This window comes from Rhodoluna sp., assembly GCF_024639375.1.
In the GTDB taxonomy this organism is placed as follows: domain Bacteria; phylum Actinomycetota; class Actinomycetes; order Actinomycetales; family Microbacteriaceae; genus Rhodoluna.
Genome location: NZ_JAHEIM010000010.1, coordinates 20,978 through 36,859, shown reverse-complemented (window position 1 = coordinate 36,859; position 15,882 = coordinate 20,978). Strand labels below are relative to the sequence as shown.

Genomic DNA, 15,882 nt, shown 5'->3' with positions numbered 1-15,882 from the left:
GAACTTGCGCGATTTAGTGGAAGAAGTGGCGTTCACCTGTGAAGTACATGGTGATGCCCGCTGCCTCGGCTGCCGCAATCACTTCTTCATCACGCACTGAACCGCCAGGCTGAACTACTGCCTTCACGCCAGCGTCAATCAGAATCTGCAAGCCATCGGCAAACGGAAAGAATGCATCCGAGGCAGCTACTGAACCACGTGAGCGAGATGAAGCGCGCTCAACGGCAAGACGGCAAGAGTCAACGCGGTTAACCTGGCCCATGCCAACACCAACCGATGCGCCTTCGCGAGCCAACAGAATGCCGTTTGACTTCACAGCGCGGCAGGCACGCCAAGCAAACTCAAGATCAGCCAGAGTTGCAGGGTCGGCCTTGGTGCCAGTCACTAGCTTCCAGCCCGCAGAAGAGAAGTTGCTGAACTCATCCGACTGCTGAACCAAAACGCCGCCTGAAATCTGCTTGTATTCCAAAGCCTCGCGCGAGTAGTTGGCTGGCAACTCGAGCACGCGAAGGTTCTTCTTTTCAAGCAAAATCTGCAGCGCCTCAATTTCGTATGAAGGCGCGATGATTACCTCGGTAAAGATGCTGGCAACCTGCTTGGCCATGGTCACGGTGACCGGGCGGTTCGAAGCGATTACGCCACCGAATGCTGAAACCGGGTCGCACATGTGCGCCTTAGCGTGCGCATCGGCAATCACATCTGGAGTGTTGGCATCGCCAACCGCGATGCCACAAGGGTTCGCGTGCTTGATGATGGCCACTGCTGGCACATCAAAGTCATAGGCTGCGCGAAGTGCCGCGTCGGCATCCACGTAGTTGTTATATGACATGTCTTTGCCGCCAAACTGACGCGCTTGCGCGATGCCGGCAACGGCACCTTCGCCAATTGAGCGATAAACCGCAGCCGCCTGGTGTGAGTTTTCGCCATAGCGAAGCACGTTGGCGAGTTCGGCAGAAACCGCGAAGTCTGCAGGGAAGCCTGGGTTCTTGCTCTCGGTGTCAGCTGTCTGCCCGGCAGCCTTCTTCCACTCGGTTTCAAGTTCTTTGGCAAACCAACCGGCAACGGCTGCGTCGTAGCGAGCAGTGTGTGAGAAGGCAGCGAAAGCAAGTTCGCGACGCTGAGAAAGTGTGGTGCCGCCGTTCTCAACGGCGGCAATAATTTCGCCGTACTTTGATGGGTCAACCACGATTGCTACGTTGGCGTGGTTTTTTGCTGACGCGCGAACCATTGCTGGGCCGCCGATGTCAATCTGCTCAACTACTGCATCACCCTTAGCTCCCGACTGCACTGTCTGCACAAACGGGTAAAGGTTGACAACTACAAGCTGAAAAGCTTCGATGCCTAGTTCGGCAAGCTGGTTCTCGTGTGCAATCAAGCGCATGTCAGCAAGCAGGCCCCCGTGGATGCTTGGGTGCAGGGTCTTTACGCGACCATCCAAAGATTCTGGAAAACCGGTGATCTGCGAAACCTCGGTCACAGGAATGCCGGCCTCTGACAGCGCTTTGAATGTTCCACCGGTTGAAACGATGTCAACGTTTGCTGCTTGCAGCGCCTGAGCTAGCTCAAGCAAGCCAGTTTTGTCTGAAACCGAAAGTAGTGCGCGTTGAATTTCAACACGATCGCGGTGACGGTAGTCGGCTGGACGGTGGTCGTTGTGTGCGGCCAAGATTGCCTCTTCTGTTATTTGCTGATTGCAGCGAGATTGATTTTGTTTTGCGCAATGTCACGAACGGTGTTGATTAAAAGCTCACGCTCTTGCACCTTGATGCGTTCGTGCAGTTCGAATTCGTTGTCGTCTGGCAACACTTCAACTTCGCGCTGGGCAATGTGCGGCCCAGTGTCGACACCTTCGTCAACAATGTGGATAGTAACTCCGGTAGTTTTGGCACCCGCATAAAGCGCATCGCGCACTGCATGCCCACCAGGAAACTGTGGCAGCAAAGAGGGGTGGGTGTTGATGAGGTTCGGGCTATAAGCGCCAACGAAATTGCTAGGCAAAATTCTCATGAAACCGGCAAGCACAATTAGGTCTGGCTTGAAGTGATTGATGTTGGCCATCAGCACGGTTGCCCAGTTTTCACGGGTGTCAAATGACCCAGGTGAAACTACAAAAGTTGGCACCCCAAAGCGCTCTGCGTGGGCAAGGCCATCGGCGGGGTTATCGCTGCCTACGGCCACAATCTTGGCGCCAAACAGTGGGTTTTCAGTTGCCTCAAGAAGTGCGTTGAGGTTTGAACCTGAACCTGAAATTAGAACTACGACCGACAGCATTGGTCTAGTTTAGCCGCGACGGCCAGCCAGCAGCGGGTGGTCTGCCTTATCTGGTCGCGCGCTATAGAAGGCAGCCAGGGTGGCCACCAGGGTGACCTCGGCAAAAACCACGAGCATTAGCAACCCAGCGTTGATTCCCACTTGCTGCAGTCGTTCAGGGCCAATTCCCCCGGATGCCAAACCCGCGAGTATGCCGATTTGAAGCGCGGCCACCAAACCGATGGCGATGCCCAAACTAAATGCTGCCCCCCAAGCGCTGGCGAATTCAAAGCGAATTTGATCGGCGTGACGGCGAATAGCAATCGTGGCGATGAACGCACCAACCATCGGTACCAAAACGGCAGCCAATGCGAATTGCATTTCACCCTGAGGCAACGCTGCGGTGATTGGCAGAGCGGGTAATGGCGCAACCACGGTGCCAAGCGGACTAATTAGCGAGCCAGTGCCAATTGAGAAGCCAACTCCGGTGAGCCAGCTGGCTCCAAAAATAATCAGGTTCGGCAAAATTGCCAATTGACCTACGGTCACCATGATTCCGCCGAGCACACTTACGTGCAAGCCTTCATAGAGACGAGTCATTTGCACCCAGTTGAGTGCCATCATCACTGCCACCAAAATCGCCGAGGTTCCAACCAAGATTGCGGTTACAGCGGTGCCGGCGCGCAGTGCTGGAATCAATGTTGCGCGAACCGCCCAGTGCAAATTATCGAATCGGCGACCGAGAAAATTTCTAAAGGCAATTCGTTCGCGAGGTTCTGGCAAGCCAATGGCGTCACCAAGGGCAACCTGCTTGCCAATTAGTGAACCGAGAATCACGAAAAACAAAAAGAAGACTGGTGGAAAGAAAGTGCCCTGCCAGTTAATTGGATATACGCCTTTTGTGTAGGCGGCAGTGCTTAGCAAAAATGAAATTGCGGCGTAAACCAAGCCAGAGCCGAGCCAACCAATCCAAAGATCGCTAGCAGTGGTGAGTCGTCGGCCCAACTTAAATGCCATAAATGCAATCAGCGCCGAGAACGCCAGCGGAATCATGCTGATTACAAATTGCGGAAAATCAGTGCCGAGCAAAGAGCCTGCTGGAATCATCAATCGAGTGCCGTGCGCCATCAACCAGATGTCGGCGGATGCACGAAACGGCACCAGCCAATTAATGGTTGCGTCGTTTTCAAATAACCAAACGATGGTGAGTGGAGCGAGAGTCAGACCTACGCCAATTGCCGCAATGATTAGAGTTTCAAATGCAGAAATTAGAAACGTGAGTCGACGATTCAAAGCGCAGCACTCCCCCTAAACGAATTGCTTAGAGGTTTTTGAAAACTTCGCGCATAAGCGCAGCAGTTTCGCTTGGAGTCTTGCCAACCTTTACGCCAGCAGCTTCGAAAGCTTCTTTCTTTGCTTGCGCTGTGCCAGCTGAGCCCGAAACAATCGCACCCGCGTGACCCATGGTCTTGCCCTCAGGTGCGGTGAAACCTGCAACATAGGCAACAACCGGCTTGGTCACGTTTGCCTTGATGTAGTCAGCAGCCTTCTCTTCTGAGTCGCCACCGATTTCACCAATCAAAACGATTGCCTTGGTCTCTGGGTCTGCCTGGAAAGCGGCTAGTGCATCGATGTGTGTGGTGCCGATAACTGGGTCACCACCGATTCCGATTGCAGTCGACATGCCAATGTCGCGAAGCTCAAACATCATTTGGTAAGTCAGGGTTCCTGACTTTGAAACCAAACCGATTGGGCCTGCACCAGTGATGTCGCTTGGGGTAATGCCTGCGTTTGATTTTCCTGGAGAGATGATTCCCGGGCAGTTAGGGCCAATCAGACGAGTCTTTAGACCCTTGTCTACGTTGTATGCCCAAGCCTCAGCTGAGTCGTGCACTGGAATGCCCTCGGTGATTGCAACCGCTAGTGGAATCTCTGCATCAATCGCTTCGATCATCGCGGCTTTTGCAAAGGCAGGTGGAACAAAGATTACGGTTACGTTTGCGCCGGTTGCCTTCATTGCCTCGGCAACGGTGCCGAACACTGGCAACTGCTTGCCTTCAACGTCAACGGTTTCGCCGGCCTTGCGCGGGTTCACGCCACCAACAATGTTTGAGCCGCCAAGCAGCATGCGGCGGGTGTGCTTCATGCCTTCAGAGCCGGTCATGCCCTGAACGATAATTCGCGAGTTCTCGTCTAGAAAAATAGCCATTTGTTTTTAAGTTCCTTCTGGGGCTTAGCGGTTCGCGAACTCGGCGGCTTTGTCGGCTGCTTCATCCATGGTGTCTACGACGGTTACAAGTGGGTGGGCAAACTCATTCAGAATGTAGCGGCCCTCAAGAACGTTGTTGCCATCTAGGCGAACAACAAGTGGCTTGGTTGCTGTGTCGCCAAGAGTCTTTAGCGCGCCAACAATTCCATTAGCAACTGCGTCACAGGCGGTGATTCCACCGAACACGTTTACGAAAACGCTCTTTACCTGTGGGTCGTTCAAAATTACGTCAAGACCTGCGGCCATAACCTCAGCAGAAGCACCGCCACCGATGTCCAAGAAGTTTGCTGGGCGCACGCCACCGTGCTTTTCACCGGCATAGGCCACAACGTCAAGAGTCGACATAACTAGACCAGCACCGTTACCGATGATGCCTACTTCGCCGTCAAGCTTCACGTAGTTAAGATCCATTGCCTTGGCCTTCGCCTCTAGCGGGTCAAGCTGGTCGCGCTCCATTGATTCGCGCTCGTGACGGAACTCGGCGTTGTCGTCTAGAGACACCTTGCCGTCTAGTGCGATAACGTCGCCATCCTTGCTAAGAATCAACGGGTTAACTTCAACCAAAGTTGCATCTTCTTTAACGAACACGTCGTAAAGCTTTACGAAAACCGGAGCAACCTTAGCTGCGGTTTCGTCATCGAAGCCACCCTGCTTTGCGATGCTCAAAGCGGTCTCTAGGTTGATGCCCTTGGTTGCCGAAACTGGCACCTTTGCCAAAGCTTCTGGGCGCTCTTCGGCTAGCTGCTCGATCTCCATGCCGCCCTCAACGCTGCAAAGCGAAAGGAAGGTGCGGTTTGATCGGTCTAGCAGAACCGAGAAGTAAAACTCTTTGTCGATGGCTGCACCCTGGGCAACCATTACGCGCTTAACAATGTGACCCTTGATGTCTAGGCCAAAAATGTTCTTTGAAAGCTCTTTGGCTTCTTCAGGTGACTTGGCCACCTTTACTCCGCCAGCCTTGCCGCGGCCACCGGCTTTAACCTGGGCCTTTACAACTACAACTCCACCGATTTTGGCAGCTGCTGCCTCAACCTCTTCTGGAGTGTCTGCTGTGATGCCCTGCAGAACTGGAACGCCGTAGGCCTCGAACATGTCGCGCGCCTGATACTCAAATAAATCCACTGTGATTTCCGTTCAAAATGAGGTTGAAGACGGGTCTAGTTTACCTTTTCAATCGGAGCGACTTTGACCAGTAAGCGCTTGATTCCGATACTTCCAAAGTGAATTTCTGCTGTCTGACGGGCACCTTCACCCGCGGTGGCAATAACCTTGCCCTTGCCAAAATCGGCATGCATGATGTGGTCACCAACAGCCAATTGCAAGCCTTCGTTGTTGCGCACCGAGCTAATCGCGCCCTTCCACTCGGTCTTTGGCTTGGCACTTGGGGTGCCGCCATAACCGCCCGAGCTCTCGCGCTCCTGGCCGTATCCGAGGCCTTCGGCAATTGAACTGCGGTATCTGCTGGTTGCCAGGCCACGGCCGCCGCTAGATTCGCGCCAATCAATCAATTCACCCGGGATTTCCTGCAGGTAGCGACTTGGCGTAGCCGCTTCGGAGTCGCCGAAGGTGGTGCGCATCATGGCCAGGCTCAGATAAAGGAATTTGCGAGCGCGGGTGATGCCCACGTAGAAAAGTCGACGCTCTTCAGACATGCCACCCGGAGTGATGAATGACATGCGGTGCGGTAGCAAGCCCTCTTCGATGCCGGTGAGGAACACTGCGTCATATTCGAGACCCTTGGCGGTGTGCAGGGTCATGAGCGAGACGGTTCCCGATTCGTCATCGATTTCGTCAGCTGCGGCAACCAGAGCCACTTCATTCAAGAAGTCAGGCAAACGGCCCTCGGGATTATTGCGTTGGAATTCACGAGCCACCGAAACAAGTTCCTCAAGGTTTTCAACGCGCGCTTCATCTTGCGGGTCGCGAGAATTGCGCAGGCTTTCGATGTAGCCGGTGCGCTCAAGCACGGCACGCAAAATTACGTCAACCGGCTGGCTCTCAATCATGGCTTCGAGTTCGTCAAGCAATGCAGCCAGTGCGATGATTGCCCCCGTGATCTTTGGGCCAAAGCCAAGTTCTGCAACGTGCGAAAGCACCTGACGAACCGACAGATCATTGCGCTGCGCAAAGCCAGCAATTTGGGTTTCGCTTGCGTCGCCAATGCCGCGCTTAGGCACATTCAGAATGCGGCGAGTGGCAAGGTCATCCCTAGTGTTTGCAATAGTAACCAAGTAGGCCATGGCGTCTTTGATTTCTTGACGCTCATAAAACTTTGTGCCGCCGACGACTCGATAAGGCAGCGCCGAGCGAATGAAAATATCTTCAAGTGCACGCGTCTGGGAGTTGGTGCGATACATCACCGCGATGTCACGATAAGCGATTGCTTGGCCGTGAAGCTTGTTGATTTCGTCGGCAATAAATTGCGCTTCATCGTGTGCCGAGTATCCGGTGTAACCAACAATCTTTTCGCCATCGCCTTCTGCAGTCCAAAGGTTTTTTGAAGGGCGATCAAAGTTGTTTGAAATAACGGCGTTTGCCGCAGAAAGAATGTTTTGTGTCGAGCGATAGTTCTGCTCAAGCAAAATTGTGGTGGCGCCTGGAAAGTCTTTTTCAAACTCGGTGATGTTGCGAATGTCAGCACCGCGGAATGCATAGATTGACTGGTCTGAGTCACCAACCACAGTTAGTGATGCATCTTTGGCCAGTTCACGAATCAGGGCGTACTGCGCATGGTTGGTGTCTTGATATTCGTCAACCAAAATGTGCTTGAACTTGTGGTGATATTGTGCAGCTACTTCGGGGAAAGCACGAAACAGGTGCACGGTCTCGCCGATAAGGTCGTCGAAGTCGAAAGCATTATTGCGACGCAGCTCACCTTGATAGCGGCTAAAGATGTCGCTGATTGCGCGAGCGGCCGGGTCGTTCTGATCAATGTTGCGGGCAAAGCTTTCGGCATCGGCCAACTCGTTCTTGGCATTCGAAATTGCGGCACCAACACCAGCCGGGGTGAGCTTGTGAATGTCTGCGCCGGTCTCTTTGATGAGTCGCTTCAGAATGGCGCGGCTATCGCCCGAGTCATAGATGGTGAAGTTTGAATCGTGGCCTAGGCGATCGCTTTCGCGGCGCAAAATAAGCACACAGGCGGAGTGGAAGGTTTTCAGCCACATGCCATCTGCGGCATCGCCCAGCAGGGCACGCACACGCTCACGCATTTCGGCGGCTGCCTTATTGGTAAAGGTGATTGCCAGAATTTGTGACGGCCAGGCTTCTTTGTTGGCCAGCAGGTGAGCAATGCGGTGAGTGAGCACTCGGGTCTTGCCCGAACCAGCACCGGCAACAATCAATAGGGCTGGGCCTCGGTATTCAACCGCTGCGCGCTGCTGAGGGTTAAGCCCCTCTACCAGGCGATCGCTGGCTGAAAAAAGATCTAACTCACTCATAACCAAGAAAGCCTAGGCCAAGCCTGCGACAAGTTCGCGCAGCAGATCCGGCTGGTCAACAAAAATTCCATCGGCCCCGGTGTGCACAAATCGAGCCAGATATCCCTCAACGGTATTTTCGGCTTCTTCAACGCGCGCGGTCCAAACAAAGACCTTGAGTCCGCGTGCGTGGCACTCGGCCACCATGTCGTTATCCCAAACCAAAACCGCGTTAAAACTAATGCCGTCAAAAACTTGCGCGGTGTGATCGAGCTGCGGATCACTCCAGGTGTCAACCAAAAATACGTAGTCACCAATTGCGCCACACACTCGTTGCATTTGCTCGAGAACCTTAAAGTCAAAACTTTCAAGGGTCAACGTGATGCCGCGTTCGCGCCAATCGATTTCGTTTAGGGTGCGAGCCAAACTTGCAGCCACCGGCAAACCGCGAGCTGCAAAATAAGCACCGTGTTTGACTTCAAGAATCAGGTGCTTGCCGCGTGCAAAATCTGCGGTCAAAAGTTCGGTGAGCGATGGCAATTCAAATTGCCCATCAAACTTTGCACTGCCAGGTCGCAAATCAGGCATGCGCTCAATGGCGCGAAGCTGCTTCAACTCGGCAAGCGTGAAGTCTTCACAGAACCAATCAACGCGAGTCTCTTGCCAACCAACCACACCTTCGCGCGCGCGATCGGCAAACTCTGGGCGCGAAGCAACATCCGTAGTCGTCGATAAATAGTTGTCGTGACGAATGATTAGTTGGCCATCTTTGGTTGGCACCAAGTCGCACTCAATTGCATCGCTGCCTTGCGCAAATGCCAACTCGAATGCTTCGAGTGTGTTCTCTGGGCGGTAGCCAGAAGCGCCGCGGTGCCCAAAGACTAATGTCATTCCGTTATTCCCACTCGATAGTGCCAGGCGGCTTTGAAGTCACATCAAGCACTACGCGGTTTACGCCTTCAACCTCATTGGTGATGCGGTTTGAAATCTTGGCAAGCACGTCGTAAGGCACACGGGTCCAGTCGGCGGTCATTGCATCCTCGGATGAAACCGGGCGCAACACGATTGGGTGACCATAGGTGCGGCCATCGCCCTGCACGCCAACCGAACGAACATCGGCAAGCAACACAACTGGGCACTGCCAGATTTCAGCGTCAAGGCCGGCGGCACTCAGCTCGGCGCGCACAATGGCATCTGCCTTGCGCAATAGGTCTAGGCGATCTTTTGTGATTTCGCCAACAATGCGAATGCCAAGGCCTGGTCCTGGGAATGGCTGGCGCTGAACGATCTCGGCAGGCAAACCAAGCTCGGCACCAATCGCACGAACTTCATCCTTAAACAAAGTGCGCAACGGTTCAACCAGTTCAAACTCAATGTCATCTGGCAATCCACCAACGTTGTGGTGGCTCTTGATGCCAGCGGTTGCGCCACCACCAGATTCAACAACATCTGGGTAAAGCGTGCCCTGCACCAAGAACTTGATTGGGCGGTCGTCGGCCTTTGACTCTTCATAAAGCGCAGCCTGCGCCTCTTCGAAGGTGCGAATGAATTCGCGACCAATAATCTTGCGCTTGGTTTCTGGGTCACTTACTCCAGCAAGTGCATTCAAGAACTTCTCTTCAACGTTCACGGTGACCAAGCGGATGCCGGTTGCTGCAACGTAGTCACGCTCTACCTGCTCGGCTTCGTCTTGGCGAAGCAATCCGTGGTTAACAAAAACGCAAACCAATTGGTCGCCAACTGCCTTGTGCACCAATGCAGCTGCAACAGCGGAGTCAACGCCACCCGACAAACCACAAATCACACGAGCGTCGCCCACCTGCGCACGAATCTTTTCAACTTGCTCGGCAATCACGTTGCCCGAGTTCCAGTCGGCAGGAATGCCTGCCGCGTTGTGCAAGAAGTTGGTCAAAACATTTTGGCCAAACTGAGAGTGCTTAACCTCTGGGTGCCACTGCACGCCATAGATCTTTTTCTCGTGGTTAGCGAATGCTGCCACTGGAGTGATCTCGGTGGTTGCCAAAACTTCGAAACCTTCAGGAGCCTTGGTTACCTGGTCACCATGTGACATCCAGCAGATCTGTGATGCCGGCTGGCCATCCAAAATTTCACCGCCAGCTTTAACGGTTAGTTCGGTGGCGCCATATTCGCGAATGCCGGTTGGCTCCACAGTGCCGCCAAGCGCGTTGGCCAAAGTTTGAAAACCGTAGCAAATGCCAAGTACCGGAACACCGAGCTGCAAAATTGCCGGGTCAAGTTTTGGTGAACCCTGCTCATAAACCGATGACGGGCCACCGGAAAGAATGATTGCCAATGGGTTCTTTGCCGCAACTTCGGATGCGGTGATGTTGTGGTGCACGATCTCGCTGTAAACCGAAGCCTCACGCACACGACGTGCAATCAACTGTGCATACTGTGCGCCAAAGTCGACCACCAAAACTGGGCGGGCATTGGTTGATGTTGCGCTGGTCATTTGCCTGCCTTCTTGGTTGCGGCTTCCGCCAACTCTTGTTCAGCAATCTTGCTGAAGTGGCGTTCGGTAAAGAATGAAAGCATTGGCACCACGCCACCAGCGGCAATGATCAAGAAACGCATAAAGCTCCAACGCATTAGCGTCCAGAGTCTGAAGTCACCAAATAGGTAGGCCACATAAAGCCATCCGTGCACAATCAAAATTGCGGTTGAAATGTTTAGGCCGGTGTTTGGCAAACCCATGCCATCAAGACCGCGCTCTTCAAGAGTGAAAAACCCGTTTGGGCCAGCAAGCCAAAGGTCAAGGCCAAAGCCATATCGAATAATCATTTCGATCACCAAGAGCATCAAGAAAGTGCCGGTGATATAAGAGGTGACCTTGTAAAACTTGAGCGCTGAGCCGATTACCTCTGAATTCATTGGTTTAGTTTACCGTTTCAAGCTGGTCGCGAATTAGCTGGTCTTTCACCAGGCGCCACCACATAAACACTGCGAAGCCGGCAAAAACGGTCCATTCCAAAAAGTAGAACGCGCTTAGCCAGTTGATTGGGTCGGTCTGTGCGTAATTCACCTTGATTGGGCGAAGCGGCGGCCAGGCCATGCCCTCATCGCAACCGCAAAGTGCCAAATACTCCGGATGACTGGCTACCGGCTTATCCGGTGAATAGAGGTTCACCAGCTGGGCCAGCGAGACCGATTGCAGCAGGTAAGGCTGCTTTGAGTCGAGTGGCTTTGGTGCCTCGGATGGCAAGAACACGCCCTTCATGGGCATGAATGCTTGAACCAAAACTGAATCTTTGAGGGCGTCATATTCGCCCTTCACTTCTGCATAGCTTGGCGACCAGCCCAGAGCCAGGGTCACACTCTTGCCGGCTTCATCGCGCGAGTTGCTAAGTAACCAATAACCCTGTTCGCCATCTTGCAAACGGTTGGCCGCAATAAATACGTGCGAGCTGTCGATCATCACGTTCACGGTGCTGATTTTGATATCGGTGTCGGTTGGTGCGCTCTTAGTGAAAGCTCGATCGAGTTGCCATTGACCAAGCAGAGCAAAAATTGCCGCGACTGCCAGCGCCAAAAGCAAAGCACCAATCCACTTTGGCTGTCTTGCGATAGCAAAGAAGGTTGGCGCCTTGGTTGGCATCAAATTAGCTGTTGTAAGGCGCGACTACTACATCAACGCGTTGGAATTCTTTGACGTCTGAATAACCGGTGGTTGCCATTGAACGACGCAACGCACCAATCAAGTTTGTGGTGCCGTCTGCTGAAGATGAAGGACCGTTGAGAATCTGCTCAAGCGTGCCCGAAGTGCCAACGTGCACGCGGTGACCGCGAGGCAATTCTTTGTTGAACGCTTCTTGACCCCAGTGCCAGCCCTGACCCGGTGCTTCTTCGGCGCGAGCCAAAACGGTGCCCAGCATTACGGCATCGGCACCAACAGCAATCGCCTTAACGATGTCTCCGGATGTTCCCAATCCGCCATCGGCAATAACGTGAACATAGCGACCACCAGATTCATCCATGTAGTCACGGCGGGCACCAGCAACATCGGCAACCGCGGTTGCCATCGGCGCGTGAATGCCAAGCACCTTGCGGGTGGTTGATGCTGCACCGCCACCGAAACCAACGAGCACGCCGGCAGCGCCAGTGCGCATTAGGTGCAGTGCCGCGGTGTAGGTTGCCGCGCCACCAACAATTACTGGAACATCAAGCTTGTAGATGAACTCTTTTAGGTTCAGTGGCTCGTGAGTTTTAGAAACGTGCTCTGCCGAAACAGTGGTGCCACGAATTACAAAAAGATCGACACCAGCCTTGATTACGCAGTCGCTAAATTCGGCGGCACGCTGCGGAGACAGCGCACCGGCAACGGTAACGCCAGCTGCACGAATCTCTGCAATGCGATCGCGAATCAGTTCTTGCTTAATTGGCTCTGCATAAATTTCTTGCATGCGACGGGTGGCTTGCTCGGCAGGTAACTTAGCAATCTCGTTTAGTTGCATGGTTGGGTCTTCATAGCGAGTCCAAAGACCTTCAAGGTCTAGAACACCAAGGCCACCAAGTTTTCCAATTGCAACTGCAGTCTCTGGTGAAACCGCTGAGTCCATTGGCGCTGCCAAAACCGGCAAACCAAATTCATACGCATCGATTTTCCACGCGGTAGAAACATCCTTAGGGTCGCGAGTGCGTCGTGACGGCACAATTGCAACGTCGTCGAAGGCCCAGGCGCGATTGCCGCTTTTGCCGCGGCCGATTTGAATTTCGGTCATGGTTTCCCCTCCGCGGTTTAGCGGGTTCCGTAGTTAGGCGCTTCGACAGTCATCTGAATGTCGTGTGGGTGGCTCTCTTTTAGGCCAGCCGCAGTGATGCGAACGAACTTGCCCTTTGACTGCAGCGCAGGAATATTCTCGGCACCAACGTAACCCATTGATGCGCGCAAGCCACCAACCAACTGGTGAACTACTGAAGCAACTGAACCACGGTAAGGCACGCGACCTTCGATGCCCTCTGGCACCAACTTGTCTTCGCGCAAAACGTCATCCTGAAAGTAGCGGTCTTTTGAGTAAGACTTTGCTTGGCCGCGAGACTGCATGGCACCAAGTGAACCCATGCCGCGGTAAGTCTTGAATTGCTTGCCACCAACAAAAGTGATGTCGCCGGGAGCCTCATCGGTTCCAGCAAGAAGCGAACCAATCATCACAGCGCTTGCACCGGCAACCAAAGCCTTGGCAATGTCACCCGAGTATTGCAAACCGCCATCGGCGATGATTGGAACACCCGCAGGCTTGCCGGCAAGTGAAGCTTCATAAACTGCGGTGATCTGTGGCACGCCAACACCAGCAACAACGCGAGTGGTGCAAATTGAACCAGGGCCAACACCAACCTTTACGCCATCGGCACCGGCATCAATGATTGCCTGTGCACCTTCGCGAGTTGCCACGTTGCCACCGATTACATCGATGTTGCGTGCGAATGGTTCTGCCTTAAGTTTTGCAATCATCTCTAGCACTGCGCGGTTGTGACCGTGTGCGGTATCAACGATTAGCAAGTCAACGCCTGCATCGATCAAGGCCATTGAACGCTCCCAAGCGTCTTGACCAACACCAACAGCTGCACCAACAAGCAAGCGACCGTTTGCATCCTTTGATGCAAGTGGGTACTTCTCTGACTTGTCGAAATCTTTAACGGTGATTAGACCCTTTAGCTTGCCGTTGCCATCAATCAGAGGCAACTTCTCAATACGGTGCTGCGCAAAAATAGCAATTGCTTCGTCTGGGTTAATGTCGTGCGGTGCGGTGATCAACGGCATTGGAGTCATGACGTCTTTAACCAAAGTTGTGGTGCGCTGCACATCAAGCACAAAGCGCATGTCGCGGTTGGTAACAATGCCGATTAGGCGATCGTCTTCGTCAACCACTGGCAAACCTGAAACACGGTAGCGGCCACAAAGTTCGTCTACCTCTTGGATAGTTGCAAGTGGGGTTGTGGTTACCGGGTGGGTAATCATTCCGGCTTCGCTGCGCTTGACTAGGTCAACCTCGCTGGCCTGTCGCTCAAGCGACAGGTTGCGGTGCAAGATTCCAATGCCACCCTGGCGAGCCATGGAGATGGCCAAGCGCGCTTCGGTCACGGTATCCATAGCCGATGAAAGCAGGGGCACATTGATTTCGATGCGCTTGGTGATGCGGGTCTTGGTGTTTACGCCAGAAGGCACAACATCAGATTCACCTGGAAGCAAGAGAACGTCGTCATAAGTGAGCCCGACAAAGCCAAATGGGTCGTGAGAAGTCATGGGGTCAATTCTACCCTTCGCAATTTAGTGACCAGAAAGCAGAAAACCCCGACTCGCGTCAGGGTTTTCATGGGGATTCGTGATTATCGAACCACGACTGCAAGCACATCGCGAGCGGAGAGCACTAGGTACTCTTCGCCGTTGTACTTAAGCTCGGTGCCGCCGTACTTTGAGAAAATCACCTTGTCGCCAACAGCAACGTCAACAGGGATGCGAACACCCTTGTCGTCAACGCGGCCAGGGCCCACAGCGATAACTTCAGCTTCTTGTGGCTTCTCTTTTGCAGTGTCTGGAATTACCAGACCAGAAGCTGTGATCTGCTCAGCCTCAACCGGGCGAACAACAATGCGATCTTCAAGTGGCTTAATCGAAACCGACATCTTGACCTTTTCTCTCGTAAAAACGGGTTTGTACTGGCCATATTAGCACTCTGGCACGGCGAGTGCTAACTCGGTTTTTGGGCGGGTAACCTTGCCGTATGAACCGCGAAGACTTTGTTGGCTTGCTCTCGCCCCAGGGCCAGGCGCTGCTGGCAAAGGTTGGCCCTTTGGATGCCAAGGCCGATGTGGTTCGACTGGTGAGCCAGTTGCGTGCCGAGGGGCACTCGCCCGGTCTGGTTGCCTCAGTGCTGAGCCAGGCCAAGTTGCGCCGACGTGGGGCCACCAAATTTGGACCCTTTGCCGAGCACATGCTTTTCACCGAACCGGGCCTTGAGCAGGCCTCTCGCCTAACCGCCGCTGCTCTGCACGCTGATCGTTTTCGTCAAGCTGGCTTCAAGCAGGTTACCGACCTCGGATGTGGCATTGGCGCTGAAGCCATGGCTATGGCCAGCCTCGAGCTTGAAGTGCGTGCCTTCGAGATCGATGAGCTCACCGCCGCAGTGGCCACCTATAACCTGGCCGCATTTGAAAATGCCTCCGTAGACCAAGCCGATGTGACCGAACTCGACCTGTCGCAGTTTGAGGCGTTGTTTTTTGACCCGGCTCGACGCGACCTTGATGGCCCGGCTCGCGCCAAAGCGATTCGCAAATTTGACCCAGCCATGTTCAGCCCGAGTTTCGATTTTGTGCTCGAAGCTGCGCGCACCAAACCAACCGGCATAAAGTTTGGTCCAGGGCATCCGCACGAGGGAATTCCCGATGATGCCGAGGCGCAGTGGGTTTCATTCGACGGCGACTTGGTTGAGCTGGGTCTTTGGTTTGGTGCTGTTGCTCGCCCGGAGGTCAAACGATCGGCGCTTTTGATTGCCAACGGCACTCGCTTTGAATTAACCAGCGATTCCACCGAACGCGTTGATGCACCAATTGGTGAGCTCGGTGCGTTTATTTATGAACCGGATAACTCGGTGATTCGCTCGCACCTGCTGGGCAACCTGGCGATTGAACTTGGCGCCACAATTTTTGCACCCGAGATTGCCTACTTAACTTCAACCGAGCAAATTGTTTCGCCATGGCTCAAGAGCTACCGACTGCTTGACGAAATGGCATTCGATCGCAAAAAACTCAAAGCCTATTTGCGCGAACGAAACATTGGCACACTCGAGATTAAAAAACGCGGCAGCGATATTGTGCCTGAAGAGCTGCGCAAAGAATTGGCGCCAAAAGGCGAAGGCGCCGCCACCCTGATTGTTACCAGAGTGGGCGACGCCCATCGCGTGCTCATTTGCGAGCCGCTTAAATAAT

General features: G+C 53.7%; 14 protein-coding genes. 1 reads left to right on the top strand and 13 read right to left on the bottom strand.

Features of this window, described 5'->3' with window-relative positions:
- Positions 1-13 precede the first annotated feature (13 nt).
- From purH to groES, 13 genes are all read right to left on the bottom strand, one after another.
- Entirely contained in the window at positions 14-1,666 is a 1,653-nt protein-coding gene (gene purH / locus Q0L28_RS04450) for a bifunctional phosphoribosylaminoimidazolecarboxamide formyltransferase/IMP cyclohydrolase (RefSeq protein WP_296632183.1), read from the bottom strand.
- 14 nt (positions 1,667-1,680) lie between these two features.
- Positions 1,681-2,271 (bottom strand): phosphoribosylglycinamide formyltransferase, encoded by a 591-nt coding sequence (gene purN, locus Q0L28_RS04445; RefSeq protein WP_296632180.1) that lies wholly within the window; start codon positions 2,269-2,271, stop codon positions 1,681-1,683.
- A 9-nt stretch (positions 2,272-2,280) separates the two neighbouring features.
- Positions 2,281-3,543, bottom strand: coding sequence for a DUF6350 family protein (locus tag Q0L28_RS04440; protein ID WP_296632178.1), 1,263 nt, complete (start codon positions 3,541-3,543; stop codon positions 2,281-2,283).
- A gap of 28 nt (positions 3,544-3,571) precedes the next feature.
- Positions 3,572-4,459 (bottom strand): succinate--CoA ligase subunit alpha, encoded by an 888-nt coding sequence (sucD, locus tag Q0L28_RS04435; protein ID WP_296632176.1) that lies wholly within the window; start codon positions 4,457-4,459, stop codon positions 3,572-3,574.
- A gap of 24 nt (positions 4,460-4,483) precedes the next feature.
- The gene (sucC, locus tag Q0L28_RS04430) at positions 4,484-5,641 is read right to left on the bottom strand and encodes an ADP-forming succinate--CoA ligase subunit beta (RefSeq protein ID WP_296632173.1); all 1,158 of its coding nucleotides are present in this window, start codon (positions 5,639-5,641) and stop codon (positions 4,484-4,486) included.
- Positions 5,642-5,676: 35 nt separating this feature from the next.
- Complete coding sequence (locus Q0L28_RS04425) at positions 5,677-7,959, bottom strand: ATP-dependent helicase (RefSeq protein WP_296632171.1); 2,283 nt, start codon at positions 7,957-7,959, stop codon at positions 5,677-5,679.
- A 12-nt stretch (positions 7,960-7,971) separates the two neighbouring features.
- Positions 7,972-8,829 carry a glycerophosphodiester phosphodiesterase family protein gene (locus tag Q0L28_RS04420; protein WP_296632169.1) on the bottom strand — a complete coding sequence of 286 codons (858 nt, stop codon included), beginning with the start codon at positions 8,827-8,829 and terminating at the stop codon, positions 7,972-7,974.
- A gap of 4 nt (positions 8,830-8,833) precedes the next feature.
- On the bottom strand, positions 8,834-10,411 hold the full coding sequence (gene guaA, locus Q0L28_RS04415; protein WP_296632166.1) for a glutamine-hydrolyzing GMP synthase: 1,578 nt from the start codon (positions 10,409-10,411) through the stop codon (positions 8,834-8,836).
- Positions 10,408-10,830 carry a DUF3817 domain-containing protein gene (locus Q0L28_RS04410; RefSeq protein ID WP_296632164.1) on the bottom strand — a complete coding sequence of 141 codons (423 nt, stop codon included), beginning with the start codon at positions 10,828-10,830 and terminating at the stop codon, positions 10,408-10,410. The genes guaA and Q0L28_RS04410 overlap by 4 nt, the downstream gene beginning before the upstream one ends.
- A 4-nt stretch (positions 10,831-10,834) precedes the next feature.
- A complete protein-coding gene (locus Q0L28_RS04405) occupies positions 10,835-11,554 on the bottom strand; it encodes an SURF1 family cytochrome oxidase biogenesis protein (protein WP_296632161.1) in 720 nt (239 codons plus the stop codon).
- A gap of 4 nt (positions 11,555-11,558) precedes the next feature.
- On the bottom strand, positions 11,559-12,677 hold the full coding sequence (locus Q0L28_RS04400; RefSeq protein ID WP_296632158.1) for a GuaB3 family IMP dehydrogenase-related protein: 1,119 nt from the start codon (positions 12,675-12,677) through the stop codon (positions 11,559-11,561).
- A gap of 17 nt (positions 12,678-12,694) precedes the next feature.
- Positions 12,695-14,200, bottom strand: a complete 1,506-nt coding sequence (guaB, locus tag Q0L28_RS04395) for an IMP dehydrogenase (protein WP_296632155.1) — start codon at positions 14,198-14,200, stop codon at positions 12,695-12,697.
- An 83-nt stretch (positions 14,201-14,283) separates the two neighbouring features.
- Positions 14,284-14,580 carry a co-chaperone GroES gene (gene groES, locus Q0L28_RS04390; protein ID WP_296632152.1) on the bottom strand — a complete coding sequence of 99 codons (297 nt, stop codon included), beginning with the start codon at positions 14,578-14,580 and terminating at the stop codon, positions 14,284-14,286.
- Positions 14,581-14,678: 98 nt separating this feature from the next.
- Between groES and Q0L28_RS04385 the strand changes: the two genes are divergently transcribed.
- Complete coding sequence (locus Q0L28_RS04385; RefSeq protein ID WP_296632150.1) at positions 14,679-15,881, top strand: methyltransferase; 1,203 nt, start codon at positions 14,679-14,681, stop codon at positions 15,879-15,881.
- Position 15,882 lies beyond the last annotated feature (1 nt).